We start from the raw sequence: 13,539 nt of genomic DNA on the forward strand, positions 1-13,539 counted from the left end.
CGATCCCGTGGCTGTTTCAGACCTTAGCCCTGCCCCGCGTACGCCCGCACCCTCGCGTGCTCATCCGATGGCCCGAGCGGGCTACGGGAAGCGTTCCGTGCCGGAGCGACGTCCGCCGCTCGAAGGCGATTTCGCATTCCTGCCCGAGCGCGAGCGGCACATCGCGGGCTACATCGAAGCCCTGTCGGACGGCTCGGCGGTGGACACCAAGTCACTGGCCAAGAACCTCCCGCTGTACGGCCAGACGGCCGTCGGCAGCGCGCTGAAAGCCCTGAGCGTGGCCGGTCACCTGCGACGCGTACGAGAACTGCGGGGCGAGGGCGACCAGGTTCGCTGGGTCACCCGGACCTACTGGTCGCGCAACGCCCACGACAACGAATGGTGGAACGCTTTCCTGGCCGCCGAGGCCGTATCCGTACCGGAGCCCGTACCGGTAACAGTGCCCGTTCCCGTACCGGTGTCGGTTCCGGAGCAACGCACCGCAGAGCCGCAGCAGGAGCCTCGGCCGGAAGCGGACGGGGACCGGCGGCCTTCGCGGGCGTTCATGGCCCTGGCGCGGCTGGGCCGTACGGACGCCCGGCTGGCGCTCTCGGCGGCGGACTGTGCGGAGCTGGAGCAGTTGGCGGCCGAGTGGTTCGAACGGGGTGTGGGCGCCGAGTACCTGACCAGTGCCCTGGCCGCCGGGCTCCCCGATGCCATCGGTTCGCCCTTCGGCTTCGTACGACGCCGCCTGCGCGACAAGCTCCCGCCCCGCCTGCCCGCTCCCGCCGCCGGGTCCGCGTCGGAGGCCCCGCTGCGCCGGATGCTGGCCGAGTGCACCGAATGCCGAACCCCCGGCCGCCCCGAGGCGTTCCGCGACGGACTGTGCAGGCCCTGCCGCGAACCCGGCACCGGCACAGGACCGGCGGACTGACCACCGACTGCGGCGGTTGTCGGTGGTCAGCCCGTGAGCGCGAAGACCAGACACAGAAAGACGAAGAACGCCAAGGACCCGCCGAGCAGCGTCAGCGCTGCCGGAACCGCCGCCGTCAGTCGCTTCTTTTCCTTGCGCAGGCCCGAACGGAACACCAGGCAGGCCAGGGCGGGCGGCAGCACCATGAGGACGAGGAAGACCGCCGGCACCAGGAACTGACCGGCCGTGGTGGTGCCGGTGTCGGTGGCCGACTGCCAGATCGCCGTACCGAAGAGCATGGCGGGTCCGCCCAGCAAGAAGGACGAGAGGCCCAGCACGACGGCGACGATGGTCCCTTCCGTCAGCCGCTCGGCCCACCCGTGCTCCGCGCGCACTTCCGCCATGCCTCTGCCCTCCAGACGGACGCAGTCTAGGTCCGGCCCACCGGCCACTTTCCCCCTGGGGCCGGAGCCCGGCGTCCGGGACCGGAGCACCCGGGGTGGAAGACGCCCCGGTCGGCAGTCGTCCTACGAGGCGCCGTCGAGGACCTCGCGCAGCCGGTGCGCGAACTCGTCCGGCTTCCCCGGGTATCCGAACTCCCCGTCGCAGAAGCCGCCGTGGTGGCTCGGGAACACGGTCACCCGCTGCCCGAGCAGTTCGGCGGTCGCGACGGATGTGCGTCCGGTCTGCACGTCCACGGACTCCTCGCCCACGGCGATCACGACGCGGGTCGGCGCGGCGGCGAGCGCGTCGGCGTCCGGCCGGTAGCCGCTGACCGCCCACGACCGGTCGGACAGCAGCGGGTCGTCACGTGAACCGTCGTCCTCCGTGGGCATCCCGAACGCGGCGGGGTCGGCCTCCGGCTGCGCGAAGTACGCGTCGGTGAACTCCCCCTCCCACGAGGTCATGGCCACGAACGCGGCCATCCCGGCCCACCGGCCGCGCTTCTCGTAGGCGTCCCGGACGGCGGCCCGCGCCCGCACGGCCGCCGGGCCGTCCGGCGTGAGGGTGATGAGCGGCGGCTCGTGCGCGACCAGGGTGGTCACGTCCGCGGGATACCGCGCCACGACCGCGAGCGCGGTGACCGCTCCGCCGCTGCTGGCGAACATCTCGACCGGCCCCGCCCCGAGCGCCTCGATGACGGCGTGCACGTCGTCGGCCTGGGTCTGCGGCGTGTGGTCGGTCCTGCCGTCCTTGCGGGTGCTGCGGCCGAGGCCGCGCGGGTCGTAGGTGGCAACGGTCCGCTCAGGAAAGCGCGCGGCGAGCGCGGCGAAGCCGGCGGCGTCCATGGGCTGCCCGATCATCAGCAACGGCGGGCGTCCGTCCGCGGTCGGCAGCGGCCCGCGAACGTCGTAGACGAGGTCCGCACCGGCCGTTTCGAGTGTGTAGGTCTCCATACCCATGCAGACCGGCCCCGCCCCGGAAACTCATCGGTCCGGCGGGCGCCGCTCCACGCGGTGCCGTCGGTGAGCCGGACCGGGGCGGCCCGCCGGCCGGGCGAGGGCCAGGGCGTGCGCGCGGTCGAGGGTGTCGGCGGCGCAGGGACGTCCGGCTGTACGCCGGTGCCCTCCCAGTTCGTGCCGGAGACGGAATCGACGGCGCGGCGGAGCCGGGTGCGGATCGCACTTGAGCTGTGACCCCACGGCGACAGGGTCCTGTTTCCGGCGCTCCCGCCCTATGATCACGCACATGTCGATCGCATCTCCCATACCCATTCTTCACAACTCCAGCGGTGCCACGCTGCGTCGTGAGGGAGACGCGCTCATGCTGCGGCGGCCCGACCAGGAGATCCGGATCCCGCTCCGGGCGATCGAGCGCGTGCGCGCCGAGGGACGTACCGTCGCGGTCGAACTCACCGCGCCCGCGGGAACGGTGGCCACCGTGCACCGCATGGACGACGCGAGCGAGGCGGCCGTGGCCCTGTTCGCCGAGAACGTCAACGAGATCCTCCCGGAGCGTGACGGGGCGGCCGAGCCGGCCGACGGCGCATCCATGGTCGCCATCCGGACCCTGACCGAGAGCCCCGACGAGCGCAGGGAGCGCACCCGGAAGCGACGGCGGAAGATCGGGGCGCTCTCCGTGGGCACCGTCATCATCGCCCTCGCCATCGCGCTCGGGATCTGCGGGCAGTGGTCCGTCGCGCTCACGACGGTGCTGCTCGGCCCGCTCGGCCCGCTCGGCCTCTACTACGGCGGCACCGCGGCGCAGAGCGCGTACCGCACGTGGTACCTGCCGCGGGACGGCATCATCGTCCAGGCGCGGCGGGTCGGGAGCGACACCTTCCTGGGCGGCCGGTTCGGTACGTACGCGTACATCGACCGGCACGGCGTGGCGCGCAAGGCCCACAAGCGCAGCAACGACCTGACCATCATGGTCGCCTACCACCAGGACAAGCCGTACGTCGTGACCGTCGTCGAGTCGCGGGCCGCCTTGATCGGCGACATCGTCTTCGCGGTGTTCGCCCTCCTTTTCGGGCTGTTCGTCACCGGCCTCGTCCTTGCCGCGGCCGCCTACGCCCTCCTGACCGGGGACGCCGGGTAACGCCCCGCCCCCGGAGGGCCTGGGCCGGTACTTCCGCCGGGTGCCGCTTCAACGCCTCGGCGTGCGGCGGCCGTTGTCCGATGTCACCAGCGGGCGACGAGCTTCTCCTCCTTGCCCCGGTTGCGGTACAGCCAGGTGGTTCCCGGCGCGACGGCCCCGGTCAGATAGCCGACGACGGGCTCCCGCTGCGTTGCGCTGTCCAGCTCGCCGAGCAGCTCCAGAGCCTCGGGCAGGGGGAAGAAGGCGGCCTGTTCGATGTCGTCGTCCTGCGGCGCGATGTCCCCCGACCACTCGTCGATCTCGAAGGCGGCGGCCAACGCCGAAGGGTGCCGCTCGGAGTCGATGTGCATGAGGAACGCGGTCCGCACCGGGTCGCCCACCAGCAGCCCGGTCTCCTCCCGCAGCTCGCGTCGGAGAGCCTCGTGCATGAGCTCGCCGTCCTCGACCCCGCCGCCGGGCAACGACCAGAGGATCTCGCCGTCGGCGCCGAGGCTCTCCCGCACGAGCAGGATCTCGTCGCCCCGGCGGATGATGCCGATGACCAACTGCACCCGGGGCCCGGGGGTCTTCGAATCCTCTGCTGCCATGCCGCAGACCGTACGTGACGTCCAGTCCGCCGACAGCCGGGGCCGCCGCGGAGAGGGGTGCGGCAAGCCTCACCTCCTCAACGATCATGCACCGCTCAGCGCTCGCCGGACTTCGGCTGCGGGGAAAGGAGTGCCCTTGCTCCGTGTGATCAGTCGGTGGTGGAAGTCGTCCAGGACGATCGCGTGCCGCGCGTGACGACCGAGGATCGCGCCGATGTCGTTCGGAACGCCGGAGGGCCGGCGGCCCGCGACCCATTCGCGCAGGAAGGTCCCGTGGTCGGCGCCACCACGCACGCTGTCGGGAAGGTGATGACGAAGCAAGTGGCCCGGTGCGTAGCAACGGTCGTACACGAGGTGATCGGCAAGAAAGGCGTCCTCTTCCGCCGAGAGTTCGAAGTCGCGGCTCAGGGCCAGCCCGAAGTCGGTGAAGTACACCTGCCGGCCGTCGGTGAGCAGGTTGGAGAAGTGCGCGTCGAAGTGGACCAGCCCGCGCGTGCTCATGAACTCCGTTCCCCGCCGCAGCGCATCCTCCACCCACAGGTAGGGCGACTGGCCTCCCTGCTCCTGCCCGGCCATGTTCCGTGCCTCGCCGAACCACCCGCCGAGTGTCTGGGGCACATGCTCCAGGAAGAGCACCAGGCTGAAGGACGACCGTCCGATGGCTTCCAGCCTGCGGCGCACCGACGGCGACCCATCCCAATGCGCCACGGCCCCGTCCACGCCCCCGAACTCATCGGCGAAGCCGGTGGGAGGACTGTCCGGCAGGATCCGCCAGTGATACAGCAGCGGGAACCCCGCGTATTCGTTCTTCAGCACCCAGCCCGTTGTCAGGATGTGCGCTGCCAGCTCACGCCAGGCACCGAACCCCGCCGACCCCACCCCGTATTGATAGAAAAGGGGAAGACCGAACAGGTTGGCGGTCGACCGCACGTGCTCCGGCTGCAACTCCATGTCGGTCAACGGGACCCGCTTGACGAAGACGCGCCTCCCCGCCACCTGCATCTCCGCCGACCTGCCGCCGATGCCGGAACCGGGATTCGCCGCAGCAGCCACCGCATCCTCAAGCCGCCGGTCACTGATCAGAGACAGCTGTGCGCGTACATCCGCATACGCGGACACTCGCGCGGAATGCCCTGACTCGGTTACATCCATGTGCAGCTCCAGACCGATGTCGCAACTGACTGTCGTTGATCATGGCAGGCAAGTCGAGGTGCCGAAGTCGTCGCCGGCCCGACTGCCGTTGAAGCGCCACGGCCATCCAGAGTCTGTTCAACCGTGAACCCGCCATGCTCATGGTTGTCGATGAACCACCCACGCGCCGGTTCCTGCGACTCCCCGACCAGAAATCGGCGAACCCGTCTGCTTCGCCGGGCGGCGGAATGGACATGGGCGACTCGCTGCCGGGAACCGCCGTCGGGGAAGTCGGGGAAGTCGGGGAAGTCGGGGAGGAGACCGGTCTGCCCGTCTCCGTCGGAATCTCCGACGCCAGCGCCCACGACAGTCAGGCCCTGATCCCGCTCGTGAAGGCCGACCGCCCATCCGGTCCCGCCGGAGCCCTCGTCGGCGCAGGCCCGGCGAGCGCCATGCCGGCAAGGGCTACGACTGTCGCCATCTGCTGCCGCGGGCTCCCCGATCGGGATGACTTCTAAGGGGCGGCGTAGGCGCGCAGGAAGGTGTCGGTCGCGGCGCGGGCGACGGAGCGCAGCTCGGTTTCGGGGACCTCGCGCGTGGCCAGCCGGGAGCGCCGCTCCATGGGGCCGGTCAGCAGGGCCAGGAACTGCTCGCCGGCCAGGCCGGGGTCACTGATGTCCAGTCGACCGTCGAGTGCGAGCCGGGCCAGACGGTCCGCGAGAGCCTCGTGCAGGCGCTCCGCGCCGTTCCGCTGGAAGTCGTCCAGCAAGTCGGGAAAACGGGTGGCTTCGGCGTGGAGCAGCCAGCGCAGCGCCTGGAAGTCCGCGCAGCAGTGGCTGCGCAGCAGCCGGCACCCGGCGTTCTCCAGCGCATCGCGCACCTCGTCGCCCGGCTCGCGCAACCCATCGAGCGCGGCCAGCGCGTCGGCCGTCGTGCGCCCGACGGCCGCCCGCATCGCCTCGCGGAAGAGGGTTTCCTTGTCGCCGAGGTGGTTGTACACGGTGGGCTTGGCCACGCCTGCCTCGGCCGCGATCTCCCGTACGCACGACTGCCCGTACCCGTCCCGAGCGAAGGTCCGAAACGCGGCTTCGAGGATCGCCTGCCGCTTGTCGATGCGCCCGCGTGACACGGTGCGCCTGCTCGCTTCTGGGGTTCTGGCTCCGCTCACCCCGCCATGGTACGACCAAGGACCACCTATTGAACCAATTGGTTCAAAATAATGGCCTTTACGGTTGCGTGGCGTCGTCGTCCATGGCTACGTTGAACCGCACGGTTCAAATTATTTCTCCTTGCGTGCAACGGAGTGGGAAGACATGCCTCAAATCAGAGACGACCGCCTGGATCCCGCCCTGTTGCGGCTGATCGGCGTGACTCTGCTGGGCGGGATCATGGGGATCCTCGACAGCACCATGGTCACCGTCGCGGCGGACACACTCGCCGAGGAGTTCCACAGCTCCCTCGGCGCCATCAGCTGGGCCTCGACCGGCTATCTCCTCGCGCTCACCGTGACCATCCCCATCACCGGTTGGGCCGTCGGCCGGTTCGGCGTCAAGCCGCTCTGGCTCTTCGGGCTCGTCGTCTTTCTGACGGGATCGCTCGCCTCCGCACTCGCCTGGGACATGGCGAGCCTGATCGGTTTCCGGGTCCTCCAGGGCATCGGCGCCGGTGTGGTCGACCCGCTGGTGCTGGTCATCCTCGCCCGGGCGGCCGGACCCGGCCGGGCCGGACGCGTCATGGGAATGATGGGTGTCGTGCTCTCGCTCGGGCCCGTCCTCGGTCCCGTTCTGGGCGGCATCGTGCTCCAGGGCCTGGGATGGCGCGCGATGTTCTACATCAACCTGCCCATCGGCATCATCGCCGCCCTGCTCGCCCTGCGGGTCATCCCCTCCGAGCCCGCCGGTGAGCACAGGTCCCGGGCACCGCTCGACGTCCTCGGCGCCGTGCTGCTCGCTCCGGGCTTCGCGGCCACCGTGTACGCACTCACGCAGGCGGGCGAGAAGGCCACGTTCGGCACGCCCGCGGTGCTCGTCCCACTGGCCGCCGGCCTCCTCCTGCTCCTCGCGTACGTCCGCCACGCGCTGCGCACCCGGCGTACCGAGCCGCTGATCGACGTCCGTCTCTTCACCAGCCGCAGCTTCGCCGCCAGCGTCACCGTGCAGGGCCTCGTGGGTCTGGGCACGTACGCCGGCCTCTTCGCCCTGCCCCTCTACTACCAGGTGATCCACGATCACGGGGCTCGCGCCGCAGGACTGCTGGTGGCGCCGCTCGGCCTGGGCTCGGCGCTCGCGATGCCCCTCGCCGGACGGCTGAGCGACAAGCTCGGCGCACGCAAGCTGGTCCAGGGCGGGGCGGTGCTGGCCGCGGTCGGCGCGGTCGTCCTCACCCGCCTCGGCGACGGGGGCAGCGAAGTCCGGTCCGCAGTGGCCGTGTTGGCCATCGGTCTGGGACTGGGTGCCGTGGGCGCACCGACCATGGGGTCGTTGTACCGAACGCTGCCGTCGGAGAAGGTGCCGCAGGGCAGCTCCGTGCTCTACAACCTCAACCAGCTCGGCGGGGCGCTCGGCGTCGCCTGTGTCGCCCTGATCCTTGCCGCCGCCGGAACGGGCGGGGCCGCCGGGAGTGGCATCAACGGCTTCCAGCACGCCTACTGGTTCGTCTTCGCCGTTGCCGTGGTGATCCTGGTGGCCAGCCCGCTGCTCCCCGGGCGCCCGGAGGCGGCCCCGGCCCCGGCAGAGGCATCCGGCAGCGAACCGAACCAGGCGCTCGTGGAGTGAAAGCGGATCACGTGATCCTCTTCAGCACCGATTGCCGAAGGCGGCCCAGTGGTGGGAGGCCGGAGGAACTTCACGCGTCCCCGGCCACCCGTCGGCTGCTCGGCGCGTGCCTGGACCTGATCACCGATCCGCTGCTCGAAGAGGTGCAGAACCGCGATCCGGCTGACCTGGCCTGGCCTGGCCCGGCTCCGGACAGTCCATCGGGCCCTTCGGGCTCAGCGTGAGGACCGGCACCGCCACGACCGGGCGAGGAGGTCACTACGCTGCATGAGTGCTGTCATATAGCGAGTTGACCCCGCCGGAGCGCGCGCTGTGGGATGCCTTTCCCAAGGGGCATCGAGTTGATCTGAGCACGGGCATGCCCGAGGCCGACGACCCCGCCGCGGGTGAGGAGTGGGGCCCCGAACGCACTGTCCGCGCAGCCGTCGTGGCGGCGCTGCTGCTCGGCGGGAATCACGATCGGTCCGGCGCCGTCGCCGCCCTCCGGCTCGCCGGGACACGCATCACCGGCCGTCTCGACCTGTCAGGAACGGAGATCTGCCACACGTTCTCACTTGAGGGCTGCCGACTGGACGAGGCAGTGAACGTGTATGGCGCCACGACCGGGACGATGGCGATCACGGACAGCTGGGTCCCCGGGATCGACGCCGAACTCGCCCGAATCGGGGGTGATCTGGACCTGAGACGGTCGGCCCTCGAAGGCGGCCCTCTCGTACTCGCCAACGCTCATGTGGCCGGAAATCTGCTGCTCACAGATGCCAGAATCTCCGGTCCCGGAGAGTGGGCGGTGCTCGCGGGCAGCCTGATCCTGGAAGGCGGCGTCTTCGGCGAACGGCTCACCACGCAAGGCGGGCTACGACTGCCCGGCGCGCACATACCCAGCGGCCTGTTCCTGCAAGCCGCACGGCTGGAGAACGCCGGGGGCGTCGCACTTGCCGCAGGCGGCGTGGTCACCTCGACCGTGGACTGCTCCCAAGGGTTCACCGCACAAGGAGAGGTACGACTGCGAAGGGCCCGTATAGAAGGTCTGCTGACCTTCGAGGGGGCCTGTCTGAACGGGGGCGGCATCGCCCTGGACTGCATAGCGATGCAAGTGGCGGACTTCGACTTCAGGACCGCCGCACCGCTCTCAGGATCGGTTGATCTCCGGTTCGCGCAGGCCGCCTGGTTCCAGGACAGCGAGCGGAGCTGGCCGGGAAAGGTGCTGCTGGACGGGTTCGGATACGGCTCCATCCGATTCGGGGACGCGTCATCCGCGGCAGACGACGGCGGAACGCTCGCGAGGGACGACGTCGCGCGCCGCCTGGCGTGGATCCGCCGAAATCCCGGCTACTCCCCTCAGCCGTACGAAGAACTTGCGGGCTGGTACCGGCAGATCGGCCACGACGACGACGCCCGGCGCGTGCTCCTGATCAAACAGCGTCACCGGCGTCGCACCTTGTCCCTGCCGGCACGCGCCTGGGGGCACCTGCTCGATGTGACCGTAGGTTACGGCTACCGGCCATGGCTGGCGGGTGTGTGGCTTCTGATACTGACCCTGCTGGGCACCCTGGCCTTCCGTACGCAGTCTCCGACGCCGGTGAAGCAGGGCGAAGGCGCCCCGTTCCAGCCCCTCGTCTACACACTCGACCTCTTGATCCCCATCGGGGGGCTGGGCCAGCGCACGGGGTGGTACTGGTCGAACGACTTCCTCCAATGGTTGGCCTACTTGCTGATCGCCTTCGGCTGGATGCTGACGACAGCCGTCATCGCGGGTGTCACCCGCACCCTGCAGAAGAACTAAGAAGAACTAAGAAGAACTAAGCGGTGTCCGACAAGAGCTCGGGTATGCCGGCGACTGCCGACCACCCCCTTGATCACGACTCCGCACAGGCTCTGGGGCGCGTATCGAGTGGTGATCAAAAGCCCGCTCGGGCCAGGTCTTCGACCCGGATCATCGAGGCGCGCAAGTGCAGGCCGGCGAGGCAGCCCTTCGGAGTCCTGTCGTACCGGGTGGCGATGCCGCGCCAGGCCCTCAGCCCGTTGATCAGGCGCTCGACAGCAGCCACCGGCCTGATCGGCTGTCGCCGACTCACCAAGTGAAGGCCGCACGGGCGGAGGCGGCTTCGCGCTGATCGCCCGGATGGGTGCGCGGCCGTGCTTCACAATGTCTCCCTGTGACGAGCACCTTGATGACCACGGCCATCGCGATCGTCGGCACGCTCCTGGGCAGCGGACTGACGGCGTTTGTGACCGCTCGGATCGAGCGGCGAAAGAACGAGGCTCTGGAACGGCAGCAGATACGCCAAGAGGCCGCACAGGATCGCGCCGCGCTTCGTGAACTACGGGTCGAGCACCGGAGGTGGCGCCGGGATCGTCGACAAGCCGCCTACCAGGGCTTGATGGACGCAGCTCATGAAGCGCAGGGGGCTGTCTGGCAACTGGCACAGCTGACGCTGGAGCCCTACGACCAGCATCGCTACGACATACGGCGGGGTGCGGCCATCGACGCCGTACGCATGACCCGGCAGGCGGCGACCACTGTCGAGCTCGAAGGACCCGCTGGTGTGGCACAGGCCGGTGCCGAGTACGCCGAAGCCATGGATCGGCACATCCACCCGCCCATTCAGTACCTGATGGAACTGAGCAGGGGGCCGCTGACCGATGAGCAGAAGGACCGCTATCGCTCCTCGGCTGCGGAAACGGGCCTTGTCGTGGAGGACATGCGGCGGCGCTTCGTCCCTCTCGCGCGTGCGGCTCTGGACGAGTTGGTGGACGAGGCCGACCAGGGGACACAGACGGCCGCATGAGGCGTGGAGGGGCTGTCGGGCCTCTCATCAGGGCTTCCCCGGCACTCACGGTCCCCGGCCCGCCGACGCCCGCCATCCTGCGGACGTATCACCACTCCGAACGAAACGACCTGAGGGAACCGGTGGCGGTCGGCCGAAGAAGCCGAGCCGAGCCTGACGAACGGCCCCCGCTGCACAGCGGGGGCCGCCCGGTCGGGTCCCAGCGGGTCACCCGTGGCGCTTGGCGAGTTCCACGAGGCCGGTGAACCCTTCATGCGTCAGGGCCAGGTGCGGGCCGTCGGGGTTCTTGCTGTCGCGGATCAGGAACTCACCGGTTGCGCGCGCGTGGTCGGGCGCCCACTCGACGCACTGCCCCTCACCGCCGCTGTAGGTGCTCTTGACCCACCGTATGGACCGAGGGCCGGGCATGCTGCTCATGTGGCGTGATCCTCCATGATCTTGCGAATCAGGGTCAGTGACTCTTCCTCGGACAGCGCCGCCATGCGAAGCCGGTCGAACATGCCGACGGCTGTCGTCACCACGTTAGGGGAGTCGTCCACCTGACCACCATGGGTGGGGGTCTCGGTGTAGACCGCGTGGGGGGTGTCGTTCAACGAGAGCAGCGTAAACGGCAGATGGCTGGGCGCGGCACCTGCCCTGTACGGCAGCACCTGGACCGTGACGTGGGGCGATGCCATCTGCGCGATCAGGTGTTCAAGCTGCCCGATCATGACGTCCCGACCACCGACGCATGCGCGCAGGACGGCTTCGTGGATCACGACCCACAGGAGCGGTGGTGCGTCGCGTTCTATGACGACCTGCCGCCTGATGCGCAGCTCCACGCGCCGTTCGATTTGATCCGCCGTCTCGCGCGGGAAGGCGGCGCGGATGACGGCCCTCGCGTACTCCGGGGTCTGCAACAAACCCATGAGGAACGTGCACGAGTAGTCCGTGATCCCGCTCGCGGACTCCTCAAGGGTGATGTACGGCACGAACCATTCGGGATGCCCCTGCTTGCTCAGTTTGGCGCGCAGCCGGGCGTACACGCCGGGCGTTCCGGCCACGCGGTCCATGGCGTCCGCGAAGGCTTCCGACGCGAGCACGGCGCCGTTCTCGACCTTGCTGACCTGTGCCTGCCGGTAGTGCAGCTTGTCCGCGAACTGCTCCTGCGACAGCCGCAGGGCTTCACGCAGCGCCTTGGTCTCCTCGCCGAAGTACACGGCACCGTTCGCCGGCTCCTGTGCCTGGTCGGCCCCTTCGATCACCTGTTCAACTCCCCGGTATTCCGCTTGCGTTGGAATGGCTCCAGGTCTATCGAGCGTACGCGCCCCGAAGCCATGGTGTGAGCAACGGGTCACGCAGAGCAGCGGGAGTGAACGGTCGATGGTGCACGGAGCGGTGGACACGGCGGCAGCAGCCGGCAGGCGACAGTCGGCGGGGGAGGGCATCGGGGAGGCCGAGCGGGCGCGCGACGAACTGGGCGACGCGCTCGGGGCGGCGGGGGTGAAACTGCCGTCCCTGTCCCTCGACGCCGCCTCCTGCGCCGGGACAGCCCCGCGTGTGCTGATCGATCTGGGGCGCTGCAACGTGGCGACGGCCCGCGCGCTCGCCACCGCGCTCCGGCGGGAGGTGGGGCGGTGACCCGGCGGGTGTTCCGCTACGTCCCGTTCTCCGTCGAGCAGGACGCGACGGCGGAACCGGAGTACGAGGCCCGTTGCGTGTCCGGCGACGAAACCGAGTGCGGTGCGGAGTCCGGTACGTACGGCGGTCCCGAACCGGTGGAGGAGTGGCAGCGCGGGCACACGCAGGAGACGGGCCACCGGCGCTACCGCCGGAACTTCGGCGACTACGCGGTGCTGCGGCCGTCGGCGGAACCGGCCCGGCTCGCGCGGACGCACGGAGGCACGCCGTGATGTTCGCCCCCGCCGCCGGTCGGCCGTGGCGCGACGCGTGGCCGCCGGTCGCGCGGACCGGTGACGGCAACGCGTGGGTGACAGGGTCCTGCTGGCTGTACTGCCGCCGCGAGGGTGTGCGCGTGCTGTGGATCGGTTCCGTGAACACCCCCGGCGCGACGGGCGACGTGTACGCGTGCGGCCCCTGCCTGGTGGAACTCGACCGCATGGTGCGATCCCAGACCCACGACCGCGACACAACCGACCGCCACGCCGCACGACCCGTACAGCCCACGCGGCCCGCGAGGCTCGCCCTGCCCGCTCACACACCACCTGCGGGCGGGCCCGGGACGGTGGCGTGCGAGCACCGACAGACCGAGAACCGCGCCGGCAAGACCTTCTGCCGGGCCTGCGAGCGACAGCTCTACCTGTGAGGAGGTCGCTTCCTCTCTTGGGGAGCGATCGGGGTTGTCGCACCCGAGGTCCGAGGCGCCGGAGTTGCAGCCGTTCTCCTCGATCTCCCATCTGTTCCGCGAGTTCCGGCACACGGCGTGGCGGCTGGAGACCCGTCGCGGGTACGCCTCCGACAGGCGCAGTTCGAAGTGGGCGCACTGGCAGGCCGGCGAGAACGTTGCCGGGGATGCGAGCACCTGGCTAAGGATGGGCTTGTGCCGTCGTCCGCTACACCGCCAAAAAATCGACCCACACGGCGGCCGCCCACCCCGGCTGATGTGACCGCTAAGGGTTGCCCGTAATCCACGGTGGATCGGCGCGCGGCGTCAGACGCGGTGCATCGCAAGGCGGAGGGGCATCCGCATGCTGGATGCATTCGGACGTTCCGACAACGCAGCGAGGAGTGGGGTCTCCCTGTTCGAGCGCAGCCGAGAGCTTGGGGAAGTAGCTGTCGTCGCGCGCCCACCGGGGATTGGCGGGACAGCCCTTGGCTCCGCTCAA

17 protein-coding genes and 1 pseudogene are annotated in these 13,539 nt (G+C 69.9%); 10 read left to right on the plus strand and 8 right to left on the minus strand.

The genetic code is table 11. The features are described from left to right. The first annotated feature begins 7 nt into the window (after positions 1 to 7). Positions 8 to 913 (plus strand): MarR family transcriptional regulator, encoded by a 906-nt coding sequence (locus tag EAO76_RS20125; protein ID WP_399462415.1) that lies wholly within the window; start codon positions 8 to 10, stop codon positions 911 to 913. 26 nt (positions 914 to 939) lie between these two features. Here the strand turns inward: EAO76_RS20125 and EAO76_RS20130 are convergent, their stop codons facing one another. Beyond that, complete coding sequence (locus tag EAO76_RS20130) at positions 940 to 1,296, minus strand: hypothetical protein (protein ID WP_148837270.1); 357 nt, start codon at positions 1,294 to 1,296, stop codon at positions 940 to 942. A 123-nt stretch (positions 1,297 to 1,419) separates the two neighbouring features. Further along, positions 1,420 to 2,289, minus strand: a complete 870-nt coding sequence (locus tag EAO76_RS20135; RefSeq protein ID WP_148837442.1) for an alpha/beta fold hydrolase — start codon at positions 2,287 to 2,289, stop codon at positions 1,420 to 1,422. A gap of 292 nt (positions 2,290 to 2,581) precedes the next feature. Between EAO76_RS20135 and EAO76_RS20145 the strand changes: the two genes are divergently transcribed. Continuing rightward, positions 2,582 to 3,433, plus strand: coding sequence for a hypothetical protein (locus tag EAO76_RS20145; protein WP_148837271.1), 852 nt, complete (start codon positions 2,582 to 2,584; stop codon positions 3,431 to 3,433). An 83-nt stretch (positions 3,434 to 3,516) separates the two neighbouring features. Here EAO76_RS20145 and EAO76_RS20150 read toward each other — a convergent pair whose 3' ends face one another. Both EAO76_RS20150 and EAO76_RS20155 read right to left on the minus strand, forming a co-directional pair. Continuing rightward, positions 3,517 to 4,020 carry an NUDIX hydrolase gene (locus EAO76_RS20150; protein WP_187438695.1) on the minus strand — a complete coding sequence of 168 codons (504 nt, stop codon included), beginning with the start codon at positions 4,018 to 4,020 and terminating at the stop codon, positions 3,517 to 3,519. An 84-nt stretch (positions 4,021 to 4,104) separates the two neighbouring features. After that, positions 4,105 to 5,172, minus strand: a complete 1,068-nt coding sequence (locus tag EAO76_RS20155; RefSeq protein ID WP_148837272.1) for a serine/threonine-protein kinase — start codon at positions 5,170 to 5,172, stop codon at positions 4,105 to 4,107. Positions 5,173 to 5,465: 293 nt separating this feature from the next. Between EAO76_RS20155 and EAO76_RS20160 the strand changes: the two are divergent. Next, positions 5,466 to 5,635: pseudogene (locus EAO76_RS20160) on the plus strand (IS5/IS1182 family transposase); the annotation flags it as partial. Between the two features lie 30 nt (positions 5,636 to 5,665). Here EAO76_RS20160 and EAO76_RS20165 read toward each other — a convergent pair. Further along, a complete protein-coding gene (locus EAO76_RS20165) occupies positions 5,666 to 6,319 on the minus strand; it encodes a TetR/AcrR family transcriptional regulator (RefSeq protein ID WP_148837273.1) in 654 nt (217 codons plus the stop codon). Between the two features lie 145 nt (positions 6,320 to 6,464). On the opposite strand from EAO76_RS20165, the gene EAO76_RS20170 reads away from it, so the two are divergent. Beyond that, positions 6,465 to 7,925, plus strand: a complete 1,461-nt coding sequence (locus EAO76_RS20170; RefSeq protein WP_148837274.1) for a DHA2 family efflux MFS transporter permease subunit — start codon at positions 6,465 to 6,467, stop codon at positions 7,923 to 7,925. A gap of 271 nt (positions 7,926 to 8,196) precedes the next feature. Continuing rightward, positions 8,197 to 9,708 (plus strand): oxidoreductase, encoded by a 1,512-nt coding sequence (locus EAO76_RS20175; RefSeq protein WP_148837275.1) that lies wholly within the window; start codon positions 8,197 to 8,199, stop codon positions 9,706 to 9,708. A gap of 115 nt (positions 9,709 to 9,823) precedes the next feature. Here EAO76_RS20175 and EAO76_RS20180 read toward each other — a convergent pair whose 3' ends face one another. Next, a complete protein-coding gene (locus EAO76_RS20180) occupies positions 9,824 to 9,973 on the minus strand; it encodes a hypothetical protein (RefSeq protein ID WP_187438718.1) in 150 nt (49 codons plus the stop codon). 108 nt (positions 9,974 to 10,081) lie between these two features. Between EAO76_RS20180 and EAO76_RS20185 the strand changes: the two genes are divergently transcribed. After that, positions 10,082 to 10,714: a hypothetical protein gene (locus tag EAO76_RS20185; RefSeq protein ID WP_148837276.1), complete on the plus strand. Its 633-nt coding sequence runs from the start codon at positions 10,082 to 10,084 to the stop codon at positions 10,712 to 10,714. Between the two features lie 207 nt (positions 10,715 to 10,921). Here EAO76_RS20185 and EAO76_RS20190 read toward each other — a convergent pair whose 3' ends face one another. Both EAO76_RS20190 and EAO76_RS20195 read right to left on the minus strand, forming a co-directional pair. After that, on the minus strand, positions 10,922 to 11,131 hold the full coding sequence (locus EAO76_RS20190) for a DUF397 domain-containing protein (protein ID WP_148837277.1): 210 nt from the start codon (positions 11,129 to 11,131) through the stop codon (positions 10,922 to 10,924). Further along, positions 11,128 to 11,958 carry a helix-turn-helix transcriptional regulator gene (locus EAO76_RS20195; protein ID WP_148837278.1) on the minus strand — a complete coding sequence of 277 codons (831 nt, stop codon included), beginning with the start codon at positions 11,956 to 11,958 and terminating at the stop codon, positions 11,128 to 11,130. Before EAO76_RS20195 ends, EAO76_RS20190 begins: the two co-directional genes overlap by 4 nt. 118 nt (positions 11,959 to 12,076) lie before the next feature. On the opposite strand from EAO76_RS20195, the gene EAO76_RS20200 reads away from it, so the two are divergent. The 4 genes from EAO76_RS20200 (at position 12,077) to EAO76_RS47660 (ending at position 13,320) form a co-directional block, all read left to right on the plus strand. Next, positions 12,077 to 12,334, plus strand: coding sequence for a hypothetical protein (locus EAO76_RS20200; protein WP_148837279.1), 258 nt, complete (start codon positions 12,077 to 12,079; stop codon positions 12,332 to 12,334). Then, a complete protein-coding gene (locus tag EAO76_RS20205; protein WP_148837280.1) occupies positions 12,331 to 12,606 on the plus strand; it encodes a hypothetical protein in 276 nt (91 codons plus the stop codon). Before EAO76_RS20200 ends, EAO76_RS20205 begins: the two co-directional genes overlap by 4 nt. Further along, on the plus strand, positions 12,606 to 13,019 hold the full coding sequence (locus tag EAO76_RS20210) for a hypothetical protein (protein ID WP_148837444.1): 414 nt from the start codon (positions 12,606 to 12,608) through the stop codon (positions 13,017 to 13,019). The genes EAO76_RS20205 and EAO76_RS20210 overlap by 1 nt, the downstream gene beginning before the upstream one ends. 64 nt (positions 13,020 to 13,083) lie before the next feature. Next, positions 13,084 to 13,320, plus strand: a complete 237-nt coding sequence (locus tag EAO76_RS47660; RefSeq protein WP_376296741.1) for a DUF6879 family protein — start codon at positions 13,084 to 13,086, stop codon at positions 13,318 to 13,320. Positions 13,321 to 13,539 lie beyond the last annotated feature (219 nt).

It is taken from the genome of Streptomyces sp. sk2.1, assembly GCF_008120935.1.
In the GTDB taxonomy this organism is placed as follows: domain Bacteria; phylum Actinomycetota; class Actinomycetes; order Streptomycetales; family Streptomycetaceae; genus Streptomyces.

Bases quoted from the DNA above. Each gene is read 5' to 3' on its own strand.
- EAO76_RS20155 (WP_148837272.1), bottom strand. From the start codon at position 5,172: ATGGATGTAACCGAGTCAGGGCATTCCGCGCGAGTGTCCGCGTATGCG.
- EAO76_RS20150 (WP_187438695.1), bottom strand. From the start codon at position 4,020: ATGGCAGCAGAGGATTCGAAGACCCCCGGGCCCCGGGTGCAGTTGGTC.
- EAO76_RS20190 (WP_148837277.1), bottom strand. From the start codon at position 11,131: ATGAGCAGCATGCCCGGCCCTCGGTCCATACGGTGGGTCAAGAGCACC.
- EAO76_RS20145 (WP_148837271.1), top strand. From the start codon at position 2,582: ATGTCGATCGCATCTCCCATACCCATTCTTCACAACTCCAGCGGTGCC.
- EAO76_RS20170 (WP_148837274.1), top strand. From the start codon at position 6,465: ATGCCTCAAATCAGAGACGACCGCCTGGATCCCGCCCTGTTGCGGCTG.
- EAO76_RS20135 (WP_148837442.1), bottom strand. From the start codon at position 2,289: ATGGAGACCTACACACTCGAAACGGCCGGTGCGGACCTCGTCTACGAC.
- EAO76_RS20200 (WP_148837279.1), top strand. From the start codon at position 12,077: ATGGTGCACGGAGCGGTGGACACGGCGGCAGCAGCCGGCAGGCGACAG.
- EAO76_RS20130 (WP_148837270.1), bottom strand. From the start codon at position 1,296: ATGGCGGAAGTGCGCGCGGAGCACGGGTGGGCCGAGCGGCTGACGGAA.
- EAO76_RS20210 (WP_148837444.1), top strand. From the start codon at position 12,606: ATGTTCGCCCCCGCCGCCGGTCGGCCGTGGCGCGACGCGTGGCCGCCG.